The sequence below is a fragment of the Modestobacter sp. VKM Ac-2977 genome (assembly GCF_026968045.1).
GTDB lineage: Bacteria > Actinomycetota > Actinomycetes > Mycobacteriales > Geodermatophilaceae > Modestobacter.
This window is the reverse complement of sequence record NZ_JAPVBQ010000003.1, coordinates 537,911-563,658: the sequence shown is the minus strand read 5'-3', so window position 1 is coordinate 563,658 and position 25,748 is coordinate 537,911. Positions and strand designations below refer to the sequence as shown.

The following is a 25,748-nucleotide window of genomic DNA, read 5'->3' as shown; positions in this document are numbered from 1 at the left end:
GCCGATCCCGGCACGGTGGGGGTGGCGGGACCGCAGACGCTCATGACCCGACGGTACGTGCGGAGCCCGGCGTCCGCCGCTCGGCGTCGGGCTCTGCACGCTTGGTCGCCGAGCCGGCGAACAGGATCCCGGTCCAGGGCATGGTGCGCATCCGCACGGTGTCCCGTCGTCCCCGCCGCCAGGCGACCAGGTCGCGCACCGACGGGCGCAGGCCGACCAGCCGCAGGTCCAGCCCCAGCCGGTCGGCGGTGGCCAGCAGCTCGCGCCGGTCGACGAACAGCGCCGGGTCGTGGATGCCCGGCGGCGGCCCGCCGGGCAGCCGCTCGGCGATCCGGACGGCCACCAGCGGGGCGAGCCGGGTGGCCGCGATCGAGTCGATGACCAGCAGGCCGCCCGGCTTGAGCAGCCGGGCGCTCTCGGCGAGCACCTGCCCGGGGTCCTCGACGTGCTCGAGGATCTCCCCGGCAGTCACGACGTCGGCGCACCCGTCGGCGAGCGGGACGGCGAGCACCGACCCGCGCACGACACCGACCCCGTGCCCGCGGGCGATGTGCAGGCCGGCCAGGCCGATGTCCACGCCGACGTGCCGGTACCCCAGCCGCTGCACGTGCGGTGCCATCAGGCCACCACCGCAGGCCAGGTCGACCAGGACCGCACCGGGTGTCGACGCCGGTGGCACGTGACCGGCCCGCGAGGCGGCGATCCACTGGAGCATCGCGAAGCCGCCGTGCGGGTCCCACCACTGGTCGGCCAACTGGTCGTACTGCGCCGGGTCGTTGCGCTGCACGCCGCGGACGCTACTTGCCCTTGAGCGGGTCGTGGCCCCAGTTCATCAGCGACCACCGCCACCTGGACGTCTCGACGTCGGCTTTGGCGGGCTCCTGCGCCAGGTGCCGCTGCACGTAGCCGTGCACCTTGCGCATGTGCGCCAGGTCGTCGTCGGCGAGGTCGGCCTTCCCCGTGCGCAGCAGCTGCACGATCCGCCGGCCCGACTCGTGGCCGGTGGACTCCGCCGACCCGCTGCTCTTCTGCCCCACCGACTGCGACTCCTCGGTGGACAGCCACTCCTCCAGCTCGCCGGCGGTCATGTTCACCGCCTCGCCGAACTCACGGCGGACGGCGTCGGCGTCCTCGGCCTGGTGCTGGGGCATGGGGCATCTCCCGGGTGTCGATCGACTGCGCCTGCGGTACCGCAGGCAGGTGGCGGAGAAACGGATCGACGCGGAGCGCGCCGACGCGGAGCGGACCGCCGAGGCCCGCGGCGAGACGCCCGACGAGGTGCTGGACCGCAACGTCAACGAGGTGCTGCAGGAGATCCGGGTGGCGATCACCGCCGTCCAGGTGCTGTTCGCCTTCCTGCTGACCCTCCCGTTCCAGTCCCGCTTCGCCGAACTGGGCACCTTCGGGACGACGGTCTACGCGATCACGATGACCAGCACCGCCCTGGCCACGGTGGTGCTCATCTCCCCCGTCTCCTTCCATCGGATGCTGTTCCGGCGGCGGCAGAAGGCGGCGATCGTCCAGTTCGCCGACCGGTCGCTGATGATCGGGCTCGCCCTGCTCCTGACCGGCGTCGTCAGCGCGGTGCTGCTGGTGCTGGACGTGGTCCTCGGCCGCTGGCCGGCGATCGCAGTGTGCGCGGCGATCGGCGTCGTCGGGCTGACCACCTGGTACCTGTTGCCGCTGCGGCGTCGGACCACCCGGCCCTCCTAGGCTGGCCGGGTGGTGATCACCGGGAGCGCAGCGTGTCCGTGACCGTGGTGGGGAGTCTCAACGAGGACGTCGTGGTGACCGTCGACCGGCTGCCCGGCCGCGGCGAGACCGTCATCGGCTCAGCGGTCGCCGTCCTGCCCGGGGGCAAGGGCGCCAACCAGGCCGCCGCGGCCGGCCGGCTGGGCACCGGGGTGCACATGGTCGGCCGGGTCGGCACCGACCCGGCGGCCGGCCGGCAGCTCGCCGCGCTCGCCGACGCGCGGGTCAACGTCGGGCGGGTGCAGCGCACCGAGGGCGTGCCCACCGGGACGGCGACGATCCCGGTCGAGGCGGACGGCGGGGAGAACCTGATCGTGGTGGTGCCCGGCGCCAACGCCGAGCTGACCCCGGCGGACGTCGACGTGGAGTCGGTGCACCGCGCGGGCGTGCTGCTGCTCCAGCTGGAGACGCCGCTGGACACGGTCCGGGCCGCGGCCGCCGCCACCCGGGGCAGCGTCGTCCTGAACCCCGCGCCGTCGCAGCCGCTGCCGGCCGACCTGCTGACCCGGGTCGACGTCCTGGTGCCCAACGAGCACGAGCTGCGCCGGCTGGCCGGCGCGCCGCCCGGCGACCTCTCCCCCGCCGAGCTGGCCGAGCTGGCCCGCGGGCTGGGCGTGCGGTCGGCGGTGGTCACCCTCGGCGCGCGAGGGGCGCTGGTGGTGCCCGCGGACGGCCCGGCGCTCGTGCAGGGGCCACCGCCGGTCCGGCCGGTGGACACCACCGGCGCCGGCGACTGCCTCTGCGGTGCGCTGAGCAGCGCCCTGGACCGGGGCGAGACGCTGGCCGACGCGGTCCGCTACGCGGTCACGGCGGCGGCACTGTCGACCACCGGTCCGGGGGCGCGCGGCGCGCTGCCGGACGACGACGAGGTCCAGGCCCTGCTGCCCCAGACCCCCGCGGCGACGCCCGTCGGCTGATGGTTGCGCCGCACCGGGCGGGGGCAACGGGCGGACATGACCGAGAGCAACGGACGCACCCCGCACGCCGAAGAGCCCGCCGAGGGCGACGCCACGTCCGACCAGCACGAGACCGGGCGCACCCCGCACCCCGAGCAGCCGGCCGAGGGCACCGACCCGGCGGCCGGCGTGGACCCGGAGAACCGGGTGACCGGGGCCTGATGCCCGCCTGACGCGGGCCGGCCCCGACTCAGTCCCGGCCCGGGTGTCCGGGGACCGGGTGGTCGGGGACCGGGTGGTCGGGGGCCGGCGGGGCGGGGGCCGGTACGGGACCGGGCCGACGGTCCGGTGTCCGCGGCGTCCGCCGGGGTGGGGCGGTCGGCGGACGGACCGGAGTGCGTCCGGGCTGGATCGGCACGCCCGGACGGTAGCGGGCCGGGATCGGGACGGGCCCGCTGTGGGCGGGCCGACATCGACGCAGCGCACGGCTGGGGTGATACTGATTGTGAAGACCATTCCCAGTAACTGCTCCCGTGAGGACCTCCCGTGCGCCGCCTCGACCTGTTCCGCCGTCCGACGCTCGCCGCCGTGGCCGCCACCGCAACGCTGACCCTCGCCGCCTGCGGGGGCTCCAGCGCCGGCGCCGGGACCACGACGACCCAGGCCGACGAGGCGGACTGCCCCGGCGAGGTGCTCGACGTCGTCGTCTCGGTGAGCCAGTGGGGCGCGGTCGTCGAGCAGCTGGGCGGGGACTGCACCAACGTCACGACCGTGCTCGCCTCCTCCGCGGTCGACCCGCACGACTACGAGCCGACGACCGCCGACATCGCCGCCTTCTCCGACGCCGAGCTGGTCGTGCTCAACGGCGCCGACTACGACCACTGGGCCGCCGACGCCGTCGCCACCCTCGACCCCGCGCCGGCCGTCGTCGACGGGGCCGAGGTGGTCGGCGTCGAGGGCGAGGAGCACGCCGAGGGCGAGGAGCACGCCGAGGAGGAGCACGCCGAGGAGGAGCACGGTCACGGCGGGGTGAACCCGCACCTGTGGTACTCCCCGGAGTACGTCCAGGACGTCGCCGCCGCGGTGACCGCACAGCTCAGCGAGCTGTCGCCGGACGCCGCCGACCACTTCGCCGAGCAGGCAGAGGCCTGGGAGACGGACCTGCAGCCCTACCTGGACGAACTGGCGGCGCTGGAGACCGCGGCCGCCGGGCGTTCGTACGCCGCCACGGAGAGCGTCTTCCAGTACACCGCCGAGGCGATCGGCCTGACCGACGCCACCCCCGAGGGCTACCGCGACGCCGCCAGCAACGAGACCGATCCCGCGCCCGGCGACGTGGCCGCCTTCGAGGCGGCGCTGACCGACGGCTCGGTCGACGTGCTGGTGTACAACTCTCAGACGGAGGGCAGCGTCCCCGAGCAGCTGCGCGCCGCGGCGGAGGCGGCCGACGTGCCGGTCGTCGAGGTCACCGAGTCGGCGCCGGACGGGGAGTCGTCCTTCGTGTCCTGGCAGCTCTCCCAGCTGCAGCAGCTCTCGAACGCACTCGGTGGGGGTCAGTGACAGACGTCCCGATGGCCGACCAGGTCGCCGCGCGGCCACCGGCGCTCGTCCTCGACGACGTCTCGGTGGTGCGCGGCGGCCGGGTGGTCTGGTCGCAGGGCACGCTCACCGTGCCCGCGGGCGCCGTGGTCGGGGTCATCGGCCCCAACGGCGCCGGGAAGACCACGTTGTTCCAGCTGGTCCTCGGCATGCTGCCCCCGGCCGGCGGGCGGGTCGAGGTGCTGGGCCGCACCCCCAGCCGCGGCGACCGCCGGATCGGCTACGTGCCGCAGAACTACACCGCCGCACTGGGCGAGGCGGTGCGCGCCCGCGACCTGGTGATGCTCGGCCTCACCGGGGGCCGCTTCGGGCTGCGCCGCGCCTCGGTTGCCGAGCGGGCCCGGGTCGACGACGCACTGCGCCGGGTGGGCGCCGACGGCTACGCCGACCGGCGGATGTCCGAGCTCTCCGGCGGCCAGCAGCAGCGGGTCGCGATCGCCCAGGCGATCGTCGACGACGCCGAGCTGCTGCTGCTCGACGAGCCGCTGGCCAACCTCGACCTGCGCAACCAGCACGAGGTGGTCGCGCTGCTCGGCGAGCTCACCCGCGAGCGCCGGGTCACGGTGCTGGTCGTCGCGCACGACCTCAACCCGCTGCTGCCCGTGCTCACCGACGCCGTCTACCTGCTCGACGGCCACCCGCACCACGACCCGATCGACGCCGTCGTCACCGAGGACCTGCTCACCCACCTGTACGGCACCCCGGTCCGGGTGGTGCGCACCGCGCAGGGCGATCTCTTCACCCGGGGCGGTTGAGCCGTGGTCACCTTCCAGGAGAACTGGCTGCAGGTGCTGCAGACCACGTTCATGCAGCACGCCCTGCTCGGCGGTTCGATGGTCGCGCTGGCCGCCGGGCTGATGGGCTGGTTCGTCGTCACCCGGCAGAACGCCTTCGCCGCCCACGCCCTGGCCCACATCGGCTTCCCCGGCGCGACCGGCGCCATCCTGATCGGCGCCCCGGTCACGCTGGGCCTGGCGGTGTTCTGCGTCGGCGGCGGGCTGTTGATCGGGCTGTTCGGCAAGCGGGTGGCCGACCGGGAGGTGGCCACCGGCACGATCCTCGCCTTCGCCACCGGCCTCGGCGTGCTGTTCGCCTCGCTGGCCACGGCCAACGCCAGCAGCACGACCACCGTGCTGTTCGGCAACCTGCTGGCCATCTCCACCGACCAGCTGTGGGTCTTCGGCGGCTTCACCCTGCTCGTGGTCGGCGTGCTGGCGGTCATCGCCCGGCCGCTCGTGTTCGCCTCGGTGGACCCGACCGTGGCCGAGGCCCGCGGGGTGCCGGTGCGCGCCCTGGGCGTGGCCTTCGTCGTCCTGCTCGCGCTGACCATCACGATGGCCGTGCAGGTCGTGGGCACGCTGCTGCTGTTCGCGCTCGTGGTCACCCCGGCCGCGGCGGCGCTGCGGATGACCGCCAGGCCCGGGCTGGTGGCCGCGATCGCCGTGGCCATCGCCCTGGGCAGTGTCTGGTTCGGCCTGGTGCTCTCGGCGATGGTCAACCTGCCGCCGAGCTTCTTCGTCACCACGCTCGCCGTGCTGACCTGGGCAGTGACCCTGCCCCTCACCCGGGCCCGCGCGCCGCGGGAGACCGCCGCCCCGGTGCTGGACGTGCCCCAGCTGGTCCCCGACCGGACCAGGTGATCGACGTCTCCGTCGTCCACCCGTCCGGGGGCTGTACCTGCACAGGTCCCGGCGGGAGGGTGGGACACGTGCACGACGACGAACGCGAACCGCAGCTGGACGAGACGACCACCCCCGCCGAGGAGCCGACGCCGCAGCAGGCGGCGGCCGTCCGGATGCTGGCCAACCCCCGGCGGATCCGCCGGAACTGAGGGCCCGCGACCAGCACCCCTCGCGGAGAGTCACAGGCGCCTCACAGTCCCCCACCGCCCCGGGCTGCCCCTCCCGCCCCGGACGTGCTGGTCAGCGGCCTGCGCACCCCGGCGTGCCGCGAACCGCTCCGTCACGATGTGCTGCACGATCAGACCGTGACCGCCGCAGCCCTCTCCCTCCACGCACCTGAGGACGGCGCCGTCCCGGCCCGTCGTTCCCGCGCGGAGCGGCAGGAGATCGTCCTGGACACCGCCGAGCGTCTCTTCTCGGCGCGCAGCTCCCGCAGCGTGGGGATGGACGAGCTGGTCCGGGAGACCGGCCTGGGCAAGATGACGGTCTACCGGCTCTTCAAGAGCAAGGACGACCTGGTCGGCGCCTACCTCTCGCGCAAGGCCGCCACCGTGCTGTCCGCCATCGACGCCGAGCTGGACCAGCACCAGGACGACCCGCGGGCCGCGCTCCTCTCCGTGGTCGACGCCGTCGAGGCCGACGTCACCAGCGTCGGTTTCCGCGGCTGCCCCTTCACCAACGTCAGCAGCGAGTACGACGACCCGCAGCACCCCGCCCGCAGCGCGGCCGCCGACTACAAGTTCGAGCTGCACGCCCGGCTCGAGGGCCTGGCCGACCAGCTGATCCCCGGCGGCGGCGACGACCTCGCCGCGCAGGTCCACCTGATCATCGACGGGATGTACCTCTCCGGCGGTCTCCTCGGCCCCGACGGCCCCGCCTCGCACGGGCGCCAGCTGGCCGAGAAGCTCATCGACTCCGCCATCGCCGCCGCCGCCTGAGCCAGGACGACAGACTGGGGGCATGACCGACCGCTCGCGTCCGGACCTGGACGACGCCACCGTCGCCGCCCTCGGCAAGCTCTCCGAGTCCCTCGAGACCGTCGAGCAGGCCCGCGGCCTGCTGTACGGGTTCCACCAGCTCACCGGCAAGGCCGACCTCCTCCTGCAGGACGCCGTCGCCGGCCTCCGCGACGCCGGGCACACCGAGCTCGCCGACGACCTCGACCGCGACCTCGTCGGCCGGAACGTGATCGCCGACCGGTGGACCTTCCAGGTCGTCGAGGACTACGACGCCAACTACTGGAACGCCTACCGCGCCTTCGACCAGCGCGCCCGCGACGAGCTGGCCGGCGGTGACCGGCACGTGCTCGAGGCGCGGATGAAGCAGGGCGAGCGCACGTCCGGCCACGAACGCCACGAGGCCGGCCCGGCCCTGGACGACTGAGCTCGCCCAGCTCGCCGCCCGACCGCGCGCAGCCGAGACTCGGGGGATGACCAGCTCCCCGCAGGACCGGCCGGACGAGCACGACGTGGAGCCGCTGGGTGGCGCCGCCTCCCCCACCCAGGGCGAGGACGACGCCGACGGCATGGCCGGCCCGGTCTACCCGCCGCCGGAGACCGAGCCCGACGCGCACGGCAGGGACTGACCCCGGAGGGCCGGGCGCGGCGGGGGCGCTTGCCCCTGGCCACCGGGCGGTAATAGCGTTTGTTACCCGCGAGTAGGACCTGCTCGCGGGCAACAGCGAGCACGGGAGCACCCTCCATGAGCCACTACACGGCCAACCTGCGCGACCTCGAGTTCAACCTGTTCGAGTTCCAGAGCACCAAGGACAGGTTCGGCACCGGACCCTTCGAGCAGATGGACGCCGATACGGCCCGCGGGGTGCTGGCCGAGGTGCGGCGGCTCGCCGAGGGCCCGCTCGCCGCCTCCTTCACCGACGCCGACCGGAACCCGCCGGTGTTCGACCCGGCGACGCACTCGGTGACGCTGCCCGAGTCGTTCAAGGCGTCGGTCCGGGCGGTGAACGACGGGGAGTGGTGGCGCCTCGACCTGCCGGACGCGCTCGGCGGGTTCGGCGCACCGTTCAGCCTGCGCTGGGCCGCGTTCGAGATGCTGCTCGGCGCCAACCCCGCGGCGTTCATGTACGGCTCCGGCCCCACCTTCGCCGCGATCCTGCACTCCCTGGGCACCCCGGACCAGCAGCGGCTGGCCGAGCTGATGATCGAGCACCTCTGGGGCGCCACCATGGTGCTCACCGAGCCCGAGGCGGGCTCCGACGTGGGCGCCGGGCGCACCAAGGCGGTGCAGCAGCCCGACGGCTCCTGGCACCTCAGTGGGGTGAAGCGGTTCATCACCTCCGCCGAGCACGACCTCAGCGACAACATCGTCCACCTGGTCCTGGCCCGCCCCGAGGGCGCCAAGCAGGGCACCAAGGGCCTGTCGCTCTTCGTCGTCCCGAAGTACCACGTGGACCTGGCCACCGGCGCGCTCGGCGAGCGCAACGGCGTGTACGTGACCGGCGTGGAGAAGAAGATGGGCCTGAAGGTCTCCACCACCTGCGAGCTGAGCTTCGGCGACGGCCCGGTGCCGGCGAAGGGCTGGCTGGTCGGCGACGTGCACGACGGCATCGCCCAGATGTTCAAGGTGATCGAGTACGCCCGGATGTTCGTCGGCACCAAGGCGATCGCGACCCTCTCCGCCGGCTACCAGGTCGCGCTGGCCTACGCGAAGGAGCGGGTGCAAGGCGCCGACCTCACCGCCACCAGCAAGGACGCCCCGCGGGTGACCATCACCCACCACCCCGACGTCCGGCGCTCGCTGATGCTGCAGAAGGCCTACGCCGAGGGCATGCGTGCGCTGTACCTGTACACCGCGACCTTCCGCGACCAGGTCATGGAGGCCGAGGCCGCCGGCACGGCCGACAGCCCCGAGGCCGTCCTCGCCGCCAAGCTCAACGACCTGCTGCTGCCGATCGTCAAGGGCCACGGCTCCGAGCGGGCCACCCAGCTGCTCACCGCCGAGTCGTTGCAGACCCTCGGCGGCTCCGGCTACCTGCAGGACCACCCGATCGAGCAGTACATCCGGGACTCCAAGATCGACACCCTCTACGAGGGCACCACGGCGATCCAGGGGCAGGACTTCTTCTTCCGCAAGATCGTGCGGGACGGCGGGGTGGCGCTGACCTGGCTGGCCGAGCAGGTCCAGGCGACGGTCACGGCGGAGGCCGGCAACGGGCGGCTCAAGGAGGAGCGTGCGCTGCTGGCGACCGCGCTCGGCGACGTCCAGGGGATGCTGACCGCGATGTTCGGCCAGCTCACCGCGGCCCAGACCGACGTCCGCAAGCTCTACGAGGTCGGCCAGAACACCTCCCGGCTGCTGCTGGCCACCGGTGACCTGATCACCGCCTGGCTGCTCGTCCGCCAGTCCGAGGTCGCGCTGACCGCGCTGGAGGGCGAGGTCTCGGAGTCCGACCGGCACTTCTACGAGGGCAAGCTCGCCGCCACCCGGTTCTTCTGCGCCCAGGTGCTGCCGACGCTCACCAGCGAGCGGTTCATCGTCGAGCACACCGACAACGCCCTCATGGACGTCGACGAAGCCGCGTTCTGAGGAAGGACCCCCTTGCCCCCCACCACTCGCAAGCTCGCGGCGGGCCCCTGCAAGGGGGCCGGACCGGGCGGCCGGCGGTGCATGGTGCCCGGGGATCGCGGGCATGGGCGGGGGACGACGTCCACGCGAGGAGGACCGCGATGAGCGAGACCGGCGGCAGCGACCGCATCCAGCAGGACGTGCCCACTGCCTCGGGGACGGGCGACAACAGCGACCTCGGCACCGGCGCGGAGGACACGGACGCGACGGGCACCCGGGAGGGCGTCCCGCTCACCCGGGACGCCGCGCTGGAGCGGGACGCGGAGAGCGACGACCTCCAGCCGGAGCGCACCCCGACCGAGCCCTCCCTGGCGCAGCGCGCCGACCCGAGCTGAACCCCCTGATCGAGAGGCCCACCCCATGACCGAACCCACCAGCAGCGGCTACCACGACTCCCCGGCGACCTCCGACCCCGACGGCGACCTGGTCGACGGCACCTCCGGCCACGACCGCGGGGACGGCGGAGAGAAGGACACCGTGCTGCTCACCGACGACGACGCCCAGAGCGAGGACTCCGTCGCCCGCCCCGGCAACTCCTGAGGAAACGCCCCCTGCCCCCCACCACTCGCGAGCTCGCGGCGGGCCCCTGCAGGGGGCCGAGCAGTGGGGGGGCAAGGGGGTCCTTCTAGATCCAGCCGTGCCGGCGCGCCGTGTCCACCGCGGCGTGCCGGTTCGGGGCACCCAACTTGGCCGACGCCGCGGACAGGTGGTTGCGGACCGTCCCCGGCGACAGGTGCGCCCGCACGGCGATCTCCTCCACGGGGGCACCGCCGGCGGCGAGCTCCAGGACGTCGGCCTCCCGCGGCGTCAGCGGGCTGTCCCCGGCGCTGATCGCCTCGGCGGCCAGCTCCGGGTCGACGTAGCGCCCGCCCCGGTGCACCGTGCGCACCACGTCGCTGAGCACGGCCGCGCTGACCGTCTTCGGCAGGAACCCCCGGACCCCGGCCTCCAGGGCGCGCTTGAGGTGCCCCGGCCGCCCGTGCCCGGTGACGATGACCAGCCCGCAGCCGGGCAGCAGCGTGGTGAGCTCGCCGGCCACGCTGATCCCGTCCCGGTCGGGCATCTGCAGGTCCAGGACGGCGACGTCCGGGGTGTGCGCCCGGGCCATCGCCAGCGCCTCGGCCCCCGACGACGCCTGGGCGACCACCTCGAGGTCGTCCTCCAGGCCCAGCAGCGCGGCGAAGGCGGAGCGGACCAGGTTCTCGTCGTCGGCGAGCAGCACCCGGATCACGCCGCGCCCCCGGTGGGCAGCGTGGCGGTGACGGTGAACCGGTCGCCGTCCCGGCCGGCGTGCAGGGTCCCGCCGGCACCGGCCAGTCGCTCCCGCAGCCCGGTCAGGCCGTTGCCCTCACCCGGGTCGGCGGAGACGCCGTCGTTGCTCACGGTCAGCCGCACCTCTCCACTCCCTCGCTCCAGCGTGATCGTGCACTCCGCGGCCTCGCTGTGCCGCAGCGCGTTGGTGACCGCCTCCAGCACCACCCAGCCCAGCGCGGCCTGCACGGGCTCGGGCAGGGTGCCGGCACCGTCCTCACCCTGCACCGTGCAGCCCACGCCGGCCGCGCGCAGCACGGAGCGTGCCCCCGCCAGCTCGCCGGTGAGGTCGGTCCGGCGGTAGCCGCGGACCACCTCCCGGACCTCCTTCAGCGACTCCTCGGCGATCCGGCTGATGTCGGCCACCTCCGCGGCCGCCTCCGGCCGGGAGCGGCGGACCAGCTCCCCGGCCAGCTGGCTCTTCACCGCGATCGCCGAGAGGTTCCGACCCATGACGTCGTGCAGGTCCCGGGCGAACCGCAGCCGCTCCTCGGCCACCGCCAGCTGCAGCTGCACGCCGCGGGTGCGCTCCATCTCCAGCACCACGTCGAGCACCCACACGGAGAACCGGAAGGCCAGGACGATGGCGTAGACCGTCAAGCCGAGCACGGCGGCCAGCGCGGCCGACGGACCCACCGGCGCCCCCTCGACGAGGGCTGCGACACCGCCCAGTACCCCGATCACCGCGGCCGGAGCCGCGAGCCGGCGGGTGACCCAGATCGTCGAGCAGGCGGTGAGCACCATGCCGAGGGGCATCGCCAGCGACCACGGCGCCCCTTGGGTGTACTCCCCGTCGCCCGCGGACACCCAGAGCCCGGCGGCGCCGGCCGCCAGGGCAGCGCCGAAGGTGGCCAGGACGAGGAGCGGCGAGACCCCACTGCCGTGCCGGTGTGCGCGCAGCCCGCGGGCGGCGAGCACGACGGCGAGGCCGGTGGTGAGCGCCGTGCCGGCGAAGTAGGCGACGACCGCGGCCCGGGAGGCCACCTCGGTCACCGAGCCCAGCACCGCGAAGGCGAACAGCGGCAGCCCGCCGCCGAGCCACGCGTGGAACGACCACCGGGTGTAGAGGTCGATCCGCTGGGGCGCCGTCCGGCTGCCCCACCAGCGCGAGACGGTCGGCACGGCGGTCATGCTGCCGTACCGGCCGATCCGTGCGGTGCTCACCTGCGCGGTGCTCACCGGCGGGGTGCCCACCGGAACCCCCGGGTGGCGGCCACCGTGCCGATCAACAGCCAGCCGGCCAGCACGGCCAGCGGCAGCGGGGCGGCCGCCCAGGCGCCCGCGGCGTCCACACGGTCGCCGTCCCAGGTGACGCCGGCCAACCCGAGCTGCAGCAGCTCGACCACCGGGGTGACCGGCATCAGCCGGGCCACCAGGGCGACCGGCTCGGGGAAGACGCTGAGCGGGGTGATCAGGCCGGACAGCGCGGAGGTGACGACGACCAGCGGCAGGGTGGTGACCTGGGCGCTCTCGGCCGTGCGGGTGAAGCTGGTGCTCGCCGCCGCGAGCACGGTCATCAGCAGCGCGCCGCCGAGCAGCGCGACCACCGGCAGCAGGTACTCCACCGGCGCGCTCCACTCCCCGAGCACCACCACGCCGACGGCGACCAGCGCGACCTGCGCGAGCGTGACCAGCAGGGTGGGGACGGCGGTGCCGACGAGCACCTCCAGCCCGGTCAGCTCCCCGGTGCGCATGCGTTGCAGCACCATCTCCTCGCGCCGCGCGACGTAGGTGATCACCAGGTTGTAGTAGGTGACGAAGACCAGGGTCACGCCGACGGCGGCGACCAGCAGCTGCGGCCCCAGCGGGAGGTCGCCGTCGAGGCCGAGCGCCGGGACAGCCGCCACCAGGAGCAGCGGCAGCAGGCCCGAGTTGGCGACGGCGGTCCGGTTGCGCAGGAACAGCCGCAGCTCACCGCGGGCCAGGGCGGCGACTCGACGCAGCCGGCTCGGGGCGGTCGCGGCAGACGGGGCAGGGGCGTGGGTGGTGGTCATGGCGGGGGTCCTCTCGGCTGGGTGGGTCACGTGGACGGGCTGCTGGCCTCGGCGGCCACGGCGAGGAAGGCCTGCTCCAGCGAGGCGGAGCGGGCCTCCAGTGCACGGAGGACGACGTGGTGCGCCGCCGCCCAGGCGAGCAGCTCGGCCAACACCGGCTGGAGGGCGCGGGTGTGCCACTCGACCCGTGGCCGCTGCGCGACCACCTGCACGCCGGCCGGCCGCGGCAGCTCGGGCGCGTCCTCGTCGAGGGTGAAGCGGAGGGTGGCCGGCTGGGTCTCGGCGATCTCCTCCTTGGTGCCGGAGAGCACGATCTGCCCGGCCCGCAGCACCGCCACCCGGTCGGCCAGCTCCTCGGCCTCCTCCAGGTGGTGGGTGGTGAGCACCACGGCAGCGCCGTCGGCGACCAGGTCGCGGACCAGCCCCCACACCTGCCGCCGGCTCTCTGGGTCCAGACCGGTGGTCGGCTCGTCCAACACCACGACCCGCGGCCGGCCCAGCAGGGCCAGCGCGAGGTCCAGTCGCCGACGCTCGCCGCCGGAGAGGCTGCGCACCCGGACGTCGGCCCGGTGGGCCAGCTGCACCTGCGCCAGCGCCTCGGGCACCGGCCGCGGGTCGGTGAGGGTGCCGGCCCAGGTCTGCAGGGTCTCGGCCACGGTGAGGTCGCCGGGCAGGCCGCTGGACTGCAGCAGCACGCCCAGGTGCGGCCGTACCCGGGCCCGCTCGCGCACCGGGTCGGCGCCGAGCACCCGCACGGTGCCCCCACCGGCCGGCGCGAGCCCCTCGAGCACCTCCAGCGCCGACGTCTTGCCGGCCCCGTTGACGCCGAGCAGGGCGAAGACCTCCCCCGGCTGCACCTCGAACGAGATGCCCCGCACCGCCTCGAAGTCGCCGTAGCTGCGCCGCAGGTCCCGCACCTCGATCGCGGGAGCGGCCTCGACGGGCGCGGACACTGGTGGGGCGCTGGGGTGCACGGTCGACCTCCTCGGTGCGCCGCCGGCCGCCGTGGGGCCGGGCTGTCGGACGCATCCCCCACGTTGCTGCCACTCCGCGGCCGGCACAGGTGCCTGGGTGCACGACTTCTCCCCGCCGGTGCACGGACGGGCGGTGACACGTGTCATGGGTGGTGGGTGCACGCCTACCCTGGGCCGGTGCTCCCGCTGCTCGCCCCCGCGCCGACGGTGCTGTCCGAGGCCGAGTGGACGGCCCGGGCCGGAGCCCACCGGCAGCGGATGGACACCTGGCTGACCCCGCACCAGGAGCGCCGTCGCACCGGGGTCGCCCACCCGGTGCTGGACTTCCTCTTCACCTACTACTCCGAGACACCGGCCCGGCTGCGCCGATGGCACCCCGGGGTCGGGGTCGTGCTGACCGGCGCGGCCGCCACCGAGCGCCTGGGCTGGCCCTTCTACGCGGAGGTCGACGCCCGGGACGCCGCAGGAGAGACCGTGCGCGGGGTCGGGCTGGACGTCCCGGCGTTCCTGGCCAAGCGGCGGGCGTCGGTCGGCTGGGTCGAGGGCCTGCTGGCCGGGACGGCCGGCCGGCCGGGCCAGTTCGGCTGCTTCGGGATGCACGAGTGGGCGATGCTCTACCGCCCCGGCGAGGGCGAGGTGCGGCACGAGCAGCTGCCGCTGCGGCTGGGCCAGGCCGGCACCGACGCCGTCGTCGAGTCGCACCGGGTGCAGTGCAGCCACATCGACGCGTTCCGGTTCTTCACCCGGGCCGGCGCCCCGCGGAACACGCTGACGCCGACCCGGGACACCCAGCAGCAGCTGGAGCAGCCCGGCTGCCTGCACGCCACGATGGACCTCTACAAGTGGGCCTACAAGCTCGGCCCGGCGGTGCCCGGCGAGCTGCTGGCCGACTGCTTCGCGCTGGCCGCCGACGTCCGTGAGCTGGACATGCGCGCCTCCCCCTACGACCTCACGAGCCACGGGTACGCACCCGTCGCGGTCGAGACGCCGGAGGGCAAGGCCGAGTACGGCGCCGCCCAGCGCGGCTTCGCCGACCGCGGCGCGGTGCTGCGGGAGCGGCTGCTCGCAGTGTGCCGGGAGCTGCTGGCGCTGGGCTGACGTCGTACGGTCGGGGGCGTGACCTCCACCCGCACCGACCGCTGGCTGCACCTGGACGGGACGACGAACACCCGTGACCTGGGCGGGCTGCCCACCACCGACGGCGGGACGACGCAGTTCGGGCGCATCCTGCGCAGCGACAACCTGCAGACCCTCAGCGGCGCCGACGTCGCCACGCTGGTCGAGGAGGTGGGGCTCACCGAGGTCGTCGACCTGCGCACGACCGCCGAGATCCTGCTGGAGGGCCGCAGCCCGCTGCGCGACGTCGACTCGGTCACCCACCGGCACTTCACCCTGCTGGTCGAGCGCGGCATGCGCACCGACGTCTTCGCCGCCGAGGAGACCGACGAGGAGATCCGGGCCCAGCTGCCGGCCGACTGGGCGGAGTCGATCCTCCCCCGCCAGGTCACGCCCGGGGACGAGGGCGAGCCGCCCGCCGTCCGCTCCTACCTCGGCTACCTGACCGACGGCACGGAGAACGTGCTGGCCGCGCTCCGCTCGCTCGCCGCCGGTGGCCCAGGCGCCGCGGTCGTGCACTGCGCCGCCGGCAAGGACCGCACCGGCGTCATCTGCGCCCTGGCGCTCGCGGTGGCCGGCGCGACGCCGGAGGCGATCATCGCCGACTACGCGCAGACCGCCGAGGTCATCGATGCGCTCGTCGCCAAGCTGGCCAGCAGCCCCACCTACGCCGAGGACATGACCCGGCGCGACGTCGCCAGCCACACCCCGCAGGCGGAGTCGATGCGCCGGGTGCTGGAGCTGCTCGACGAGCGCTGGGGCGGCCCGGTCGGCTGGCTGGAGCAGCACGGCTTCGGCGCCGACGAGCAGGCCGCCCTGCGGTCCCGCCTCCGCGACTGACGAAGGACCCCGACAGCAGAGGACCCCGGCTCCCAGAGGGAGTCGGGGTCACGGTGCGTGCCTGCGCCCGCCGTCGTCGTCGACGGCGGGGGTGGATCAGCGCAGGACGTTGGTGAACTGGCCGCTGTTGGCCAGGGTCAGCAGCTCGTCGCGCATCGCGGGGCTGCTGGTGCGGGCGACGGCGGCATCCACTGCCCGCCGCGTACGCGACGCCTGCCGACGCTGACGCCAGCTGGAGGTCACGCTGCTCATGTCACTGCCTTCTTTCGGTGGTCCTGAGTGGGTGTTACGTCTGCATTAAACCAGGCGTAGCGGCTGGTATTCCAACGGATCTAAGGCCGTGTCGCTGAAGCTTCCGATGGAATCTTCACTCGAAGGGGGTGCTGGCCATGGATCCGTCACCTTCACGCCACTTGTCCAGCACCTACGGAGTGCAGTCGGTCACCTCTGCAGCGTGAACGACGATGTCCTGGAGACGGCCGCGCCCCGTCGGTCACCTTCGACCGACGGGGCGCGGGCACTCTCCCCCTCTGCGCGGGCCCGTCACGGGCCTGCGAGCACTGGGGGCCTCAGTCGGCGGCGAGCAGCACCTCACGCACGGCGGCGCGAGCGGAGGCGGGGTCGGCTGCGGCGAGCGCCGCTTCCGCAGCGCGCTGACAGGTCGCCAGGTCCACCGCCGCCAGCCGCGCACCCACCCCGGCCACCGACGAGGCGGCGCAGGACAGCGAGGTGATCCCCATGCCGACCAGCACGCACGCCAGCATCGGGTCGGCAGCCGCCTCACCGCAGACCCCCACCGGCTTCCCGGCGCGCTGACCGGCAGCCGCCGTCGCCTGCACCAGCGCGAGCAGCGCGGGCTGCCACGGGTCGGTCAGGTCCGCCAGGTCCGCGGAGAGCCGGTCGGCGGCGAGCGTGTACTGCGACAGGTCGTTCGTGCCGATCGACAGGAAGTCCAGGTGCTCCAGGAACCGGTCGGCGAGCACCGCGACCGAGGGCACCTCCACCATGACGCCGGGCACCATGCCCCGCTCCCGCACCTGGGCGGCGAACTCCGCGGCCTCGGCGACGGTGGCCACCATGGGGGCCATCACCCAGGGGGCGGCGCCGGTGCTGCGGGCGGCCTGCGCCACGGCGTCCAGCTGGTGGGTCAGCAGGCCGGGGTCACGACGGGCGGTGCGCAGCCCCCGCACCCCGAGGGCCGGATTCGCCTCGTCCGGCGGGGTGGCGAAGGGGAGCGGCTTGTCCGAGCCCGCGTCCAGCGTCCGGAGCACGACCTTGCCCTCGGGGAAGGCCGCGAAGACGCCGGCGTAGATCTCCGCCTGCTCCTCGACCGACGGCTCCTCCGTACGGCCGAAGAAGGCGAGCTCGGTGCGGAGCAGGCCGACCCCCTCGGCGTGCGCCGCCGCCGCGGCCCGCGCCCCGGCGCCGTCCTGCACGTTGGCCAGCACCTGGACGGCGTGGCCGTCGCGGGTCGTGCCCGGCCCGCGGTACCCGGCGAGCGCCGCAGAGGCCTCCTGTGCCGCGGCCACGCGGGTGCGGGCCTCCTCCGGGTCGGGATCGACGGTGACGGTGCCCTGCTCGCCGTCGACCAGCACCATCGCGCCCTCGGGGACGTCGGAGAGCCCGCCGACGCCCACCACGCAGGGCAGCCCGAGCTGCCGGGCGATGATCGCGGTGTGGCTCGTGGCCCCACCCAGCCGGGTGGCCAGCGCGACGATCCGGGACGGGTCCAGGCCAGCGGTGTCGGCCGGCGCGAGGTCGTCGGCGAGCAGCACCGACGGCGTCTCCGGCGCGGGCACCCCCGGCTCACCCTGGCCGGTGAGCTCGGCGACGATCCGGTCGCGGACGTCGCGGACGTCGGTGGCCCGCTCGGCCATCACGCCGCCGAGGCTGACGAAGAGGTCGACGAACTGTGCCGCGGCGCCCACCGTGGCGGCCTCCGCCGAGGCGCCGTCGCCGATGCGCTGCTCCACGGCCGACAGCAGCCCACGGTCCCGGGCCAGCTGCGCCGTGGTGTTCAGCACCTCCGCGCTCACGCCGGTCGCCGCCGCAGCCCGGCCGGCCAGCCGCTCGGCCACCGCGTCGGCCGCCGTGGTGAACCGTTCCTTCTCGGCCGCGCGCTGCGCCTCGGGGACGACCGGCCCCTCGGCCGGCGGCAGCTCGATGGTCCCGACCGGGCGCACCACCGGGCCGGCAGCCACCCCGGGCACGACCGGCGTCCCGGTGAACACGGTCGCTCCGGTCAGGGCGGCCGGGGAGATCCGGGTTCCGGTCGGCGTGCTGGACATCGAGGGCCTCACTGTCTGCTCGGACCAGGCGGGGTGCGTCCGGTCGGACGAGCTCCGTCGTGGATGACTGGGGACGACGCAACGACAATGGTGCATCCGGTGACCAGAGTCACCAGCAACCCTTGACTTGTCAACTGATCCCACGTAGAACAACATGAAAGCGGCGCGATACCCACATGATCGGGCATGGGCCCGTCGTACCAGTACAGCGCGACCCCGGGGGTGAGCATGTACGCGGAGGAACGTCAGCAGGCGCTCGCCGGCCTGGTCACCCAGCGCGGCCGGGTCGCCGTCACCGCCGTCGCCGAGCACTTCGGGGTGACCACCGAGACCGTCCGCCGTGACCTCGCCGTCCTCGAGCGTGCCGGGATGCTTCGCCGGGTGCACGGCGGCGCCGTCCCCATCGGGACGCTGACCGTGGTGGAGCCCGCGCTCGGGGAGCGGCGCGGCACCCGCATCGAGGCCAAGCGCCGCATCGCCACCGCGGCGCTCGCCCTCCTGCCGCCCGCCAACGGCAGCCTGATCCTGGACGGCGGCAGCTCGACCGCGGCGCTCGCCGAGCTGCTGCCCGGTGACCGGCCGCTGGTGACCGCCACCAACTCGGTGCCGATCGCCGCCCGGCTCTCCGGCTCCCCGGGCATCACCCTGCACGTGCTCGGCGGGCGGGTCCGCGGGATCACCCAGTCCGCCGTCGGGGAGTCCACCCTGGCGGCGCTCACCGACCTGCGGGCCGACGTCGTCTTCCTGGGCACCAACGGGATCAGCGCGGGCTTCGGCTTCACCACGCCCGACGAGGCCGAGGCGGCGGTCAAGCGGGCCATGGCGCGCGCCGGGCAGCGGGTCGTCGTGCTCGGTGACAGCAGCAAGCTCGGCCGCGAGCACCTGGTGCGCTTCGCGGCCATCGAGGACGTCGACGTCCTGGTCACCGACGAGGAGGCCGACCCGGCCGTCGTCGCCGAGCTCGAGCAACAGGGGATCGAGGTGCTCGTCGCATGAGGACGGACTCCACACCGGGCGGGCGGGTGGTCACGCTGACCGCCAACCCGAGCCTGGACCGGACGCTGGACCTGCCCGGCCCGCTGGACCGCGGCGCGGTGACCCGGCTGGGCGGCAGCCACACCGAGCCCGGCGGCAAGGGGGTCAACGTCTCCCGGGCCGTGGCCGCGGCCGGCGCCGAGGTCGTCTCGGTGCTCCCGGCGGCCGACGACGACCCGATCGTCCGCGCCCTGCACGCGCTCGGCCTGCACCTGGCCAGCGTGCCCATCGACACCCCGGTGCGCACCAACTACACGCTCACCGAGCCCGACGGGACGACGAGCAAGCTCAACGAGCCCGGTGCCCGGCTGGACGAGCCGACGCTCGAGGCGCTGCAGCGTGCCCTGCTCGAGCACGCTCGCACCGCGAGCTGGGTCGTGCTGTCGGGCTCACTGCCCCCGGGGGTGCCGCGCGACTGGTACGCCACGCTCGTCCGCGCGCTCCGCAGCACCGGCGCACGCATCGCCGTCGACACCTCCGAGGCGCCGCTGCTGGCGCTGCTGGCCGCCGGCCCGGAGTCGGCCCCCGACCTGCTCAAGCCCAACACCGAGGAGCTGGCCCAGCTGGCCGGCGTGCCCGAGGAGGTCGTGACCGGCGACCCCCAGGCCGCACTGGCCGCGGTCGCCACCCTGCACCGGCGGGGCGTGGCCGAGGTGCTGCTGACCCTCGGTGCCGACGGGGCGCTGCTCTCCACCGCCGACGGCGAGGTCTGGTCGGCCCGCCCGCCGCGGATCACCGTCCGCAGCACGGTCGGGGCCGGCGACTGCAGCCTCGCCGGCTACGTGCTGGCCGACCTCGCCGGTGCCGCGCCGGCCGATCGGTTGCGGTCGGCGGTGGCCTACGGGGCCGCCAGCGCCGCGCTGCCCGGCTCCGCCGTGCCGACACCCACGCAGGTGGACCCGGCTGCGGTCACCGTCACCGCCGGCCCGCCCCGCCACCCGACTCCCGCCGAGGCCGTCCCGGCCGCCGGCGCCCGCTGAGAGCACCCGGGGGAACCACCATGTCCGCACTCATCACGGCCGAATTGGTGGCGCTCGACGCCGACCTCGGTCACGACAAGGACGCCGTCGTCCGCCGGCTGGCCGGCCTGGTCGCCGCCAGCGGCCGGGCCACCGGAGCCGACGGCCTGCACGCCGACGCGATGGCCCGGGAGGCGAAGGCCGCCACCGGCCTGCCCGGTGGCATCGCCATCCCGCACTGCCGCTCCGCCGCGGTGACCCAGGCGTCGCTCGCCTTCGCCCGCCTCGACCCGAAGGTCGACTTCGGCGCGCCCGACGGCCCGGCCGACCTCGCCTTCCTCATCGCCGCCCCCGAGCACGGCGACGCCGACCACCTGACGCTGCTCACCGCCCTGGCCCGGGCGCTCGTGCGCCCGGAGTTCGTCGCCTCGCTGCGCAGCGCCGGCTCCGCCGACGAGATCGTCGCGCTGGTGCAGGACGTCGTCTCCCCGCCGGAGGCACCGGCCGCTGCGGCCCCGCAGACCACCGGCGGCGCCACCGCCGCCGGCGCGACGGCCCCCACCCCGGCAGCCGAGCCTGCCCCGACGACGGCCCGCCGCAGCATCGTCGCGGTCAGTGCCTGCCCGACCGGCATCGCGCACACCTACATGGCCGCCGACAAGCTCACCGCCGCGGCCAAGGAGATGGGCGTCGAGCTGCACGTGGAGACCCAGGGCTCCTCGGGCTCGACCCCGCTGGACCCGTCGGTGATCAGCCAGGCCGCCGCCGTCATCTTCGCCGTCGACGTCGGGGTCAAGGACCGCGACCGCTTCGCCGGCAAGCCGCTGGTGCAGTCCGGGACGAAGCGGGCGATGAACGAGCCCGAGGTGATGATCCGCGAGGCGCTGGCCGCCGCCGATGACCCGAACGGCCGCCGGGTGCCCGGCACGGCCGGGGCCGGGGTGGCGCCCGCGGCGAGCGGTGACCGGCCCAGCACCGGGTCGGAGATCCGCCGCTGGCTGCTCACCGGCGTCAGCTACATGATCCCGTTCGTCGCCGCAGGCGGCCTGCTCATCGCGCTGGGCTTCCTCTTCGGCGGCTACCAGATCGTCAACGGCGACCCGGCCACCGACGGCGCGCAGAGCTACGCACTGAACTGGGCGCTGAACAACACCTTCTTCGACCTGCCGTCCGCCGAACCGGTCGAGGGGCTCAACGACGGGTTCTGGGGCTACCTCGGCGCCCTCTGCACCGTGCTGGGCCAGGCCGCGTTCGGCTTCCTCGTCCCGGCACTGGCCGGCTACATCGCCTACGCCATCGCCGACCGCCCCGGCATCGTGCCCGGCTTCGTCGTCGGTGCCGTCTCGCTCACCGTCGGCGCCGGATTCCTCGGTGGCCTCGTGGGCGGCATCATCGCCGGCTTCGCGGCGCTCTGGATCAGCCGCTGGAAGCTGCCGGCCTTCGCGCGCGGGCTGCAGCCGGTCGTGATCATCCCGCTGCTGGCCACGTTCATCTCCAGCGGGATCATGGTGGTCCTGCTGGGCCGCCCGCTGGCCGCCGCGCTCGACGGGCTGGGCGACTTCCTCAACGGACTGACCGGCGCCGCGAGCATCGTCCTCGGGATCATCCTCGGCCTGATGATGTGCTTCGACCTGGGCGGCCCGGTGAACAAGGCCGCGTACGTCTTCGCCACCACCGGGCTGACCGCGGCGATCGCCGGCGAGGGCGGCCAGCAGCAGCTGGTCATCATGGCCACCGTCATGGCGGCCGGCATGGTGCCGCCGCTGGCGATGGCGCTGTCCAGCACCGTCCTGCGGCCGAAGCTGTACACCCCGGCCGAGCGGGACAACGGCAAGGCGGCCTGGCTGCTCGGCGCCTCGTTCATCTCCGAGGGCGCCATCCCCTTCGCCGCGGTCGACCCGCTGCGGGTCATCCCGTCGATGATGCTCGGCGGCGCGACCACCGGTGCGATCGTCGCCGGCCTCGGCCTGGAGCTGCAGGCTCCGCACGGCGGGTTCTTCGTCTGGTTCGCGATGAGCAACTGGGCGCTCTTCTTCCTCGCCGTGCTCGTCGGCGCAGCCGTCGGCGGCGTCGCGGTCACCCTGGCCAAGAGCGTCGGCCGGACCGAGCGAGGAGAGCCACTGGCCAGCGACCTGACCGCTGACCTGGACGGGGACTCCGGCGCGGGCACCTCCCCGGCGCGCCCGGCCGTCACCCGACCGGCACACTGACCACCAGCACGCCGACCAGAAAGAAGGCACCGATGCCCTCCAAGACCGTGACCGTCGGCTCCGCCGTCGGCCTGCACGCCCGTCCGGCCGCCCTCATCGCCGAGGCCGTCTCGAAGTCCGGGGTGCCGGTCACGCTGGCCACTCCCGGCGGGAACCCGATCGACGCCGGCTCGCCGCTGATGATCATGACGCTCGGCGCCAAGCAGGGCACCGAGGTCGTCGTGGACAGTGAGGACGAGGCGGTGCTCGACCGGATCGCCGACATGGTCGCCAGCGACCTCGACGCGGACTGAAGGACCCCTCTGCCCCCCACCGCTCGCGAGCTCGCGGCGGGGACCTGCAGAGGGGCCTTTCCAGACGTCGCCGCAGCGCCCGTCCCCACCGGGGACGGGCGCTGTCGTCGGCTCAGGAGGCCGGCGGGTAGGGCGAGGTCGTGAGCAGCCGGGCCAGGTGTGCGGCGTTGCGGGCCACCGTGGCCGTGGTCGTGGCGGTCGCCTCCGGCGTCTCGTCGAGGTCCTGGTAGTCGGTGCCGTGCATCGCCTCGCCGTTCCAGTACGTGGCGCCCTGGGCCGGGACGGTGAAGCCGACGTCGTCCAGCGCCTGGAACAGGTCGGCGCTGATCTTGTGGGCGCCGTCCTCGTTGCCGACGACGGCGACGATCCCGACCTTGCCGAAGGTGTGCGGTCGGCCCTGGTCGTCGGTCTCGGAGATCTCGGCGTCCAGTCGCTCCAGCACCCGGTTGGCGACGCTGCTCATCTGGCCAACCCAGGTGGGCGTGGCGATCAGCAGGACGTCGGCGGCCAGGACCTTCTCCCGGATGGACGGCCAGGCGTCGCCGTCGCCCATGTCCACCTCGACGCCGGGCTTGACGTCGTGGTCGACGACCCGGACCAGCTCACCCTCGACGCCGTGCTCGGCCAGGGCGTCGAGCACCTGGCGGGCGATCAGGTCGGTGCTGGAGGGGGCGGGGGACGGCTTGAGGCTGCAGGTCAGCGCGAGTGCGCGCAGCGGGGTCGCTGTGGTCATGACGAACCCATGCCCCATCCGGTCGTGCACTGCACATCGGATCCGGCCCCGGACGAACACGACGGCGCCCGCCCCCTCGAACCGAGGGAGCGGGCGCCGTCCGGCCGCCCTGCAGGGGCCCGCCCCGAGCCTGCGAGGGGTGGGGGGCAGGGTGGTCCTTCTACTCGCGCGGCACGTCCCCGCGCCAGGCACCGGTCTCGGTGCCGCGGCTCTCGATGAACTCCTTGAACTTCTTCACGTCGGCGCTGATCTGCCGGTCGTCGACGCCGACCGCCGCCCCGACCTTCTCCACGACGCCCTCGGGCTCCCAGTCGATCTGGACCATCACCCGGGTCGTGGTGTCACTGATCTTGTGGAAGGTGACGACGCCGGCGTGCGACTTGCCGTCGGTGCTCTTCCAGGCCACCCGCTCGTCGGGGTGCTGCTCGGTGATCTCGGCGTCGAACTCGCGCTCGACCCCACCGATCTTGGTGACCCAGTGGGTGTGCCGCTCGTCGAGCTGCGTGATCCGCTCCACCCCGTTCATGAACTGGGGGAACGTCTCGAACTGGGTCCACTGGTCGTAGGCCTGCCGGATCGGCACGTCCACGTCGATCGACTTCTCCACGTTCGCCATGGGGAGCCTCCTCTGCTCAGGGGTCTCGTACGTCCAGTCGCGCCCTACCCGGACGTGGACGACCGACAAACAAGATCCGTAATCGCCCGACGGTCCCGTCAGAACGGTCGCGCCCTCAGCGTGCGGGGCGCCAGCGGGCCGTGAGCACGAGCATCCCCGTGAAGGCGAGCACGGCGAAGGCGCCCAGGGCCAGCACGAGCAAGCGGAGCCAGTCGAAGGACTCGGGCAGGACCCGGACCGCGAGACCGGGCACGATCGCCAGGAGCCAGGAGGTCGAGGCGATGCCCGCCCAGCGCTCGGCCCGGACGACCCGCGGGTCGTCGGCGACCTCGGGCTCAGCCCAGGCCCGCCGCAGGAAGCTCAGCGCGGCCAGCGCACAGATGAAGGCGGACACCAGGACCAGCGCGCCCGGCAGGCCGCCGACGCCGTCCTGCGCCACCGCGACGGCCAGGAACCCGAGGACGGCGAGGACCGCCACCGTGCCCGCAGTCAGCCCGATGCGGCGCCACCGGAGCAGGGTCGGCGTCCCCAGCGGCTCCCCCAGCTGCGCGTGCCGAGCGGTGCGGCCGCTCCCTGCTCCGCTCATGGTCCAGCTCCTCCTCGACGGTCACCCCGACGCCGGACGGCGCCGTGATCTTGGTGCACCGTAGCGGGATCCCGCCTCGGATCAGCGCGACGCGAGGACGGCGGCGGCGACGCTGCCCCGCACCGGGCGTCCGGGCAGCAGCAGCATCTGCGCCAGGTGGTACGCGTCCGGCTTGCCCGCCCAGGTGCCGCTGCCCACCGCGCCCTCGGGCGTGAGCTCGTGGTGCCAGCTGCCCACCGCCGGGTCCAGGAACAGCCGGTCACCCAGCTCCTCCCAGCGCTGCTGCAGCGCCAGTGACTGGGGATCGCCGAGCACGGCGTGGCGGACGGCCGCGGCCGCGATCGCCTCGGTGACCACCCAGTGCATCCGGGCGGCGACCACCGGGCGGTCGTCCCAGTCCAGCGTGTACGGGAAGCCCTCGTGCCCGTCCGCCGCCCAGCCCCGCTCGGCGGCGGCCAGGAACAGCCCGTCGGCGTCGGTGTGCAGCCAGCCGGGCGCGTCCTCACCCAGTGCGGCAGCCAGGTGCAGGCAGAGCCGGGCCCACTCGAACTGGTGCCCGACGGTGACCCCGTACGGGCGGAACGGGTCGGCCGGCCGATCCCGGTTGAACTCCGGCAACAGCTCCCAGGACGGCGTGAAGTGCTCGGGCAGCCGCCAGTCCCGCTCCCGGGTCCACTGGTGCACGATCCGATCGGTCGCCCGCAGGGCGCGGGTGCGCAGCCGGGCTGCCGCGCCGGGGTCGGTGGGGGCCAGCGCGTCGGCCGCCGCCAGGGTCGACTCGACCCCGTGCATGTTGGCGTTCGCGCCGCGGTAGGCCTCGCTGGTGGCCCAGGTGCGGTCGAACGACTCGGCGGCCAGGCCCTCGTCGTCGTCCCAGAACCGCTGCTCCCAGACCCCCAGCGCCTCCTCCAGCAACGCACGCCCACCCGCGATGCCGGCCACGGTGGCGGTCGAGCCGGCCAGCACCACGAAGGCGTGCACGTAGGCGGCCTTGGTGTCGTCGTCGGCGCCGGCACCCACCGCGGAGCGCCAGCCGCCGTGCTCGACGTCGTGCAGCGGGCCCTCGCGCAACGCGGCCACCCCGTGGGCGGCCAGCTCCTCGGCGCCCGGCTCGCCGACGAGCGCGCCGAGGCCGAAGACGTGCGTCATCCGGGCACTGATCCAGGTCTCCACCGGCTTGCCGGCGAGCACCTGCCCGTCGTCCCCGAGGTAACCGAACCCCTCGGGGACCCGGGAGGCGGCGGCGAAGGACAGCAGGGGACCGAGCTGGGTGCGCACG

General features: G+C 74.4%; 31 protein-coding genes. 19 read left to right on the top strand and 12 right to left on the bottom strand.

The features are described 5' to 3' along the window. Positions 1 to 40: 40 nt before the first annotated feature. Both O2V63_RS15540 and O2V63_RS15535 read right to left on the bottom strand, forming a co-directional pair. Complete coding sequence (locus O2V63_RS15540) at positions 41 to 787, bottom strand: methyltransferase domain-containing protein (RefSeq protein WP_269168463.1); 747 nt, start codon at positions 785 to 787, stop codon at positions 41 to 43. A 10-nt stretch (positions 788 to 797) separates the two neighbouring features. Further along, entirely contained in the window at positions 798 to 1,151 is a 354-nt protein-coding gene (locus O2V63_RS15535; RefSeq protein ID WP_269168462.1) for a DUF3140 domain-containing protein, read from the bottom strand. Positions 1,152 to 1,200: 49 nt separating this feature from the next. Here O2V63_RS15535 and O2V63_RS15530 point away from each other — a divergent pair, with 49 nt between their 5' ends. The 13 genes from O2V63_RS15530 to O2V63_RS15470 all read left to right on the top strand — a co-directional run bounded on the left by O2V63_RS15530 (position 1,201) and on the right by O2V63_RS15470 (position 10,054). Further along, the gene (locus O2V63_RS15530) at positions 1,201 to 1,713 is read left to right on the top strand and encodes a DUF6328 family protein (RefSeq protein ID WP_269168461.1); all 513 of its coding nucleotides are present in this window, start codon (positions 1,201 to 1,203) and stop codon (positions 1,711 to 1,713) included. A 32-nt stretch (positions 1,714 to 1,745) separates the two neighbouring features. After that, positions 1,746 to 2,669, top strand: coding sequence for a ribokinase (locus O2V63_RS15525; RefSeq protein WP_269168460.1), 924 nt, complete (start codon positions 1,746 to 1,748; stop codon positions 2,667 to 2,669). Positions 2,670 to 2,705: 36 nt separating this feature from the next. Next, positions 2,706 to 2,870, top strand: a complete 165-nt coding sequence (locus O2V63_RS15520) for a hypothetical protein (RefSeq protein ID WP_269168459.1) — start codon at positions 2,706 to 2,708, stop codon at positions 2,868 to 2,870. Between the two features lie 324 nt (positions 2,871 to 3,194). After that, the gene (locus O2V63_RS15515; RefSeq protein WP_269168458.1) at positions 3,195 to 4,208 is read left to right on the top strand and encodes a metal ABC transporter solute-binding protein, Zn/Mn family; all 1,014 of its coding nucleotides are present in this window, start codon (positions 3,195 to 3,197) and stop codon (positions 4,206 to 4,208) included. 11 nt (positions 4,209 to 4,219) lie between these two features. Continuing rightward, positions 4,220 to 5,002 carry a metal ABC transporter ATP-binding protein gene (locus O2V63_RS15510; RefSeq protein ID WP_269168457.1) on the top strand — a complete coding sequence of 261 codons (783 nt, stop codon included), beginning with the start codon at positions 4,220 to 4,222 and terminating at the stop codon, positions 5,000 to 5,002. Between the two features lie 3 nt (positions 5,003 to 5,005). Beyond that, a complete protein-coding gene (locus O2V63_RS15505; RefSeq protein ID WP_269162679.1) occupies positions 5,006 to 5,887 on the top strand; it encodes a metal ABC transporter permease in 882 nt (293 codons plus the stop codon). A 68-nt stretch (positions 5,888 to 5,955) separates the two neighbouring features. After that, positions 5,956 to 6,078 carry a hypothetical protein gene (locus tag O2V63_RS15500; RefSeq protein ID WP_269168456.1) on the top strand — a complete coding sequence of 41 codons (123 nt, stop codon included), beginning with the start codon at positions 5,956 to 5,958 and terminating at the stop codon, positions 6,076 to 6,078. 156 nt (positions 6,079 to 6,234) lie between these two features. Then, positions 6,235 to 6,867, top strand: a complete 633-nt coding sequence (locus O2V63_RS15495; RefSeq protein WP_269168455.1) for a TetR/AcrR family transcriptional regulator — start codon at positions 6,235 to 6,237, stop codon at positions 6,865 to 6,867. Between the two features lie 22 nt (positions 6,868 to 6,889). Continuing rightward, positions 6,890 to 7,312, top strand: coding sequence for a hypothetical protein (locus O2V63_RS15490; protein ID WP_269168454.1), 423 nt, complete (start codon positions 6,890 to 6,892; stop codon positions 7,310 to 7,312). Positions 7,313 to 7,358: 46 nt separating this feature from the next. Next, positions 7,359 to 7,514, top strand: coding sequence for a hypothetical protein (locus O2V63_RS15485; RefSeq protein ID WP_269168453.1), 156 nt, complete (start codon positions 7,359 to 7,361; stop codon positions 7,512 to 7,514). Between the two features lie 116 nt (positions 7,515 to 7,630). Then, positions 7,631 to 9,475, top strand: coding sequence for an acyl-CoA dehydrogenase (locus O2V63_RS15480; RefSeq protein ID WP_269168452.1), 1,845 nt, complete (start codon positions 7,631 to 7,633; stop codon positions 9,473 to 9,475). Between the two features lie 140 nt (positions 9,476 to 9,615). Then, positions 9,616 to 9,849, top strand: a complete 234-nt coding sequence (locus O2V63_RS15475) for a hypothetical protein (RefSeq protein WP_269168451.1) — start codon at positions 9,616 to 9,618, stop codon at positions 9,847 to 9,849. A gap of 25 nt (positions 9,850 to 9,874) precedes the next feature. Beyond that, entirely contained in the window at positions 9,875 to 10,054 is a 180-nt protein-coding gene (locus O2V63_RS15470) for a hypothetical protein (protein WP_269168450.1), read from the top strand. A gap of 85 nt (positions 10,055 to 10,139) precedes the next feature. On the opposite strand, the gene O2V63_RS15465 is transcribed toward O2V63_RS15470, so the two are convergent. The 4 genes from O2V63_RS15465 to O2V63_RS15450 are packed head-to-tail and all read right to left on the bottom strand — an operon-like array spanning position 10,140 to position 13,772. Beyond that, positions 10,140 to 10,745, bottom strand: coding sequence for a response regulator transcription factor (locus O2V63_RS15465; protein ID WP_269168449.1), 606 nt, complete (start codon positions 10,743 to 10,745; stop codon positions 10,140 to 10,142). Further along, the gene (locus O2V63_RS15460; protein ID WP_269168448.1) at positions 10,742 to 11,989 is read right to left on the bottom strand and encodes a sensor histidine kinase; all 1,248 of its coding nucleotides are present in this window, start codon (positions 11,987 to 11,989) and stop codon (positions 10,742 to 10,744) included. The genes O2V63_RS15465 and O2V63_RS15460 overlap by 4 nt, the downstream gene beginning before the upstream one ends. Before the next feature lie 11 nt (positions 11,990 to 12,000). Next, positions 12,001 to 12,819, bottom strand: coding sequence for an ABC transporter permease (locus O2V63_RS15455; protein ID WP_269168447.1), 819 nt, complete (start codon positions 12,817 to 12,819; stop codon positions 12,001 to 12,003). A 26-nt stretch (positions 12,820 to 12,845) separates the two neighbouring features. Then, complete coding sequence (locus tag O2V63_RS15450) at positions 12,846 to 13,772, bottom strand: ABC transporter ATP-binding protein (RefSeq protein ID WP_269168446.1); 927 nt, start codon at positions 13,770 to 13,772, stop codon at positions 12,846 to 12,848. A gap of 198 nt (positions 13,773 to 13,970) precedes the next feature. On the opposite strand from O2V63_RS15450, the gene O2V63_RS15445 reads away from it, so the two are divergent. Together O2V63_RS15445 and O2V63_RS15440 are read left to right on the top strand one after the other, a co-directional pair. Then, positions 13,971 to 14,891, top strand: coding sequence for a 3-methyladenine DNA glycosylase (locus O2V63_RS15445; RefSeq protein WP_269168445.1), 921 nt, complete (start codon positions 13,971 to 13,973; stop codon positions 14,889 to 14,891). Positions 14,892 to 14,909: 18 nt separating this feature from the next. After that, on the top strand, positions 14,910 to 15,749 hold the full coding sequence (locus O2V63_RS15440; RefSeq protein WP_269168444.1) for a tyrosine-protein phosphatase: 840 nt from the start codon (positions 14,910 to 14,912) through the stop codon (positions 15,747 to 15,749). Positions 15,750 to 15,845: 96 nt separating this feature from the next. On the opposite strand, the gene O2V63_RS15435 is transcribed toward O2V63_RS15440, so the two are convergent. Then, entirely contained in the window at positions 15,846 to 16,001 is a 156-nt protein-coding gene (locus tag O2V63_RS15435; RefSeq protein ID WP_269168443.1) for a hypothetical protein, read from the bottom strand. Between the two features lie 317 nt (positions 16,002 to 16,318). Next, complete coding sequence (locus O2V63_RS15430) at positions 16,319 to 18,037, bottom strand: phosphoenolpyruvate--protein phosphotransferase (RefSeq protein ID WP_269168442.1); 1,719 nt, start codon at positions 18,035 to 18,037, stop codon at positions 16,319 to 16,321. Positions 18,038 to 18,223: 186 nt separating this feature from the next. Here O2V63_RS15430 and O2V63_RS15425 point away from each other — a divergent pair, with 186 nt between their 5' ends. Genes O2V63_RS15425 through O2V63_RS15410 form a run of 4 tightly spaced genes read left to right on the top strand, consistent with a single transcriptional unit; the run spans position 18,224 to position 22,534 of the window. Further along, the gene (locus O2V63_RS15425) at positions 18,224 to 19,033 is read left to right on the top strand and encodes a DeoR/GlpR family DNA-binding transcription regulator (RefSeq protein ID WP_269168441.1); all 810 of its coding nucleotides are present in this window, start codon (positions 18,224 to 18,226) and stop codon (positions 19,031 to 19,033) included. Next, positions 19,030 to 20,052 (top strand): 1-phosphofructokinase family hexose kinase, encoded by a 1,023-nt coding sequence (locus O2V63_RS15420; RefSeq protein ID WP_269168440.1) that lies wholly within the window; start codon positions 19,030 to 19,032, stop codon positions 20,050 to 20,052. Before O2V63_RS15425 ends, O2V63_RS15420 begins: the two co-directional genes overlap by 4 nt. A gap of 20 nt (positions 20,053 to 20,072) precedes the next feature. Continuing rightward, entirely contained in the window at positions 20,073 to 22,241 is a 2,169-nt protein-coding gene (locus O2V63_RS15415; RefSeq protein ID WP_269168439.1) for a PTS fructose transporter subunit IIABC, read from the top strand. Between the two features lie 32 nt (positions 22,242 to 22,273). Then, positions 22,274 to 22,534, top strand: a complete 261-nt coding sequence (locus O2V63_RS15410) for an HPr family phosphocarrier protein (RefSeq protein WP_269168438.1) — start codon at positions 22,274 to 22,276, stop codon at positions 22,532 to 22,534. A gap of 112 nt (positions 22,535 to 22,646) precedes the next feature. Here the strand turns inward: O2V63_RS15410 and O2V63_RS15405 are convergent, their stop codons facing one another. From O2V63_RS15405 to O2V63_RS15390, 4 genes are all read right to left on the bottom strand, one after another. Beyond that, positions 22,647 to 23,267 carry a flavodoxin family protein gene (locus tag O2V63_RS15405; RefSeq protein WP_269168437.1) on the bottom strand — a complete coding sequence of 207 codons (621 nt, stop codon included), beginning with the start codon at positions 23,265 to 23,267 and terminating at the stop codon, positions 22,647 to 22,649. 160 nt (positions 23,268 to 23,427) lie between these two features. Continuing rightward, positions 23,428 to 23,883: an SRPBCC family protein gene (locus O2V63_RS15400; RefSeq protein WP_269168436.1), complete on the bottom strand. Its 456-nt coding sequence runs from the start codon at positions 23,881 to 23,883 to the stop codon at positions 23,428 to 23,430. A gap of 115 nt (positions 23,884 to 23,998) precedes the next feature. Continuing rightward, the gene (locus O2V63_RS15395) at positions 23,999 to 24,469 is read right to left on the bottom strand and encodes a hypothetical protein (protein WP_269168435.1); all 471 of its coding nucleotides are present in this window, start codon (positions 24,467 to 24,469) and stop codon (positions 23,999 to 24,001) included. An 81-nt stretch (positions 24,470 to 24,550) separates the two neighbouring features. Then, positions 24,551 to 25,747 carry an AGE family epimerase/isomerase gene (locus O2V63_RS15390; protein WP_269168434.1) on the bottom strand — a complete coding sequence of 399 codons (1,197 nt, stop codon included), beginning with the start codon at positions 25,745 to 25,747 and terminating at the stop codon, positions 24,551 to 24,553. Position 25,748: the final 1 nt, after the last annotated feature.

Bases quoted from the DNA above. Each gene is read 5' to 3' on its own strand.
- O2V63_RS15535 (WP_269168462.1), bottom strand. From the start codon at position 1,151: ATGCCCCAGCACCAGGCCGAGGACGCCGACGCCGTCCGCCGTGAGTTC.
- O2V63_RS15520 (WP_269168459.1), top strand. From the start codon at position 2,706: ATGACCGAGAGCAACGGACGCACCCCGCACGCCGAAGAGCCCGCCGAG.
- O2V63_RS15510 (WP_269168457.1), top strand. From the start codon at position 4,220: ATGGCCGACCAGGTCGCCGCGCGGCCACCGGCGCTCGTCCTCGACGAC.
- O2V63_RS15490 (WP_269168454.1), top strand. From the start codon at position 6,890: ATGACCGACCGCTCGCGTCCGGACCTGGACGACGCCACCGTCGCCGCC.
- O2V63_RS15485 (WP_269168453.1), top strand. From the start codon at position 7,359: ATGACCAGCTCCCCGCAGGACCGGCCGGACGAGCACGACGTGGAGCCG.
- O2V63_RS15480 (WP_269168452.1), top strand. From the start codon at position 7,631: ATGAGCCACTACACGGCCAACCTGCGCGACCTCGAGTTCAACCTGTTC.
- O2V63_RS15475 (WP_269168451.1), top strand. From the start codon at position 9,616: ATGAGCGAGACCGGCGGCAGCGACCGCATCCAGCAGGACGTGCCCACT.
- O2V63_RS15470 (WP_269168450.1), top strand. From the start codon at position 9,875: ATGACCGAACCCACCAGCAGCGGCTACCACGACTCCCCGGCGACCTCC.
- O2V63_RS15455 (WP_269168447.1), bottom strand. From the start codon at position 12,819: ATGACCACCACCCACGCCCCTGCCCCGTCTGCCGCGACCGCCCCGAGC.
- O2V63_RS15435 (WP_269168443.1), bottom strand. From the start codon at position 16,001: ATGAGCAGCGTGACCTCCAGCTGGCGTCAGCGTCGGCAGGCGTCGCGT.
- O2V63_RS15430 (WP_269168442.1), bottom strand. From the start codon at position 18,037: ATGTCCAGCACGCCGACCGGAACCCGGATCTCCCCGGCCGCCCTGACC.
- O2V63_RS15425 (WP_269168441.1), top strand. From the start codon at position 18,224: ATGGGCCCGTCGTACCAGTACAGCGCGACCCCGGGGGTGAGCATGTAC.
- O2V63_RS15420 (WP_269168440.1), top strand. From the start codon at position 19,030: ATGAGGACGGACTCCACACCGGGCGGGCGGGTGGTCACGCTGACCGCC.
- O2V63_RS15415 (WP_269168439.1), top strand. From the start codon at position 20,073: ATGTCCGCACTCATCACGGCCGAATTGGTGGCGCTCGACGCCGACCTC.
- O2V63_RS15410 (WP_269168438.1), top strand. From the start codon at position 22,274: ATGCCCTCCAAGACCGTGACCGTCGGCTCCGCCGTCGGCCTGCACGCC.
- O2V63_RS15405 (WP_269168437.1), bottom strand. From the start codon at position 23,267: ATGACCACAGCGACCCCGCTGCGCGCACTCGCGCTGACCTGCAGCCTC.
- O2V63_RS15400 (WP_269168436.1), bottom strand. From the start codon at position 23,883: ATGGCGAACGTGGAGAAGTCGATCGACGTGGACGTGCCGATCCGGCAG.
- O2V63_RS15395 (WP_269168435.1), bottom strand. From the start codon at position 24,469: ATGAGCGGAGCAGGGAGCGGCCGCACCGCTCGGCACGCGCAGCTGGGG.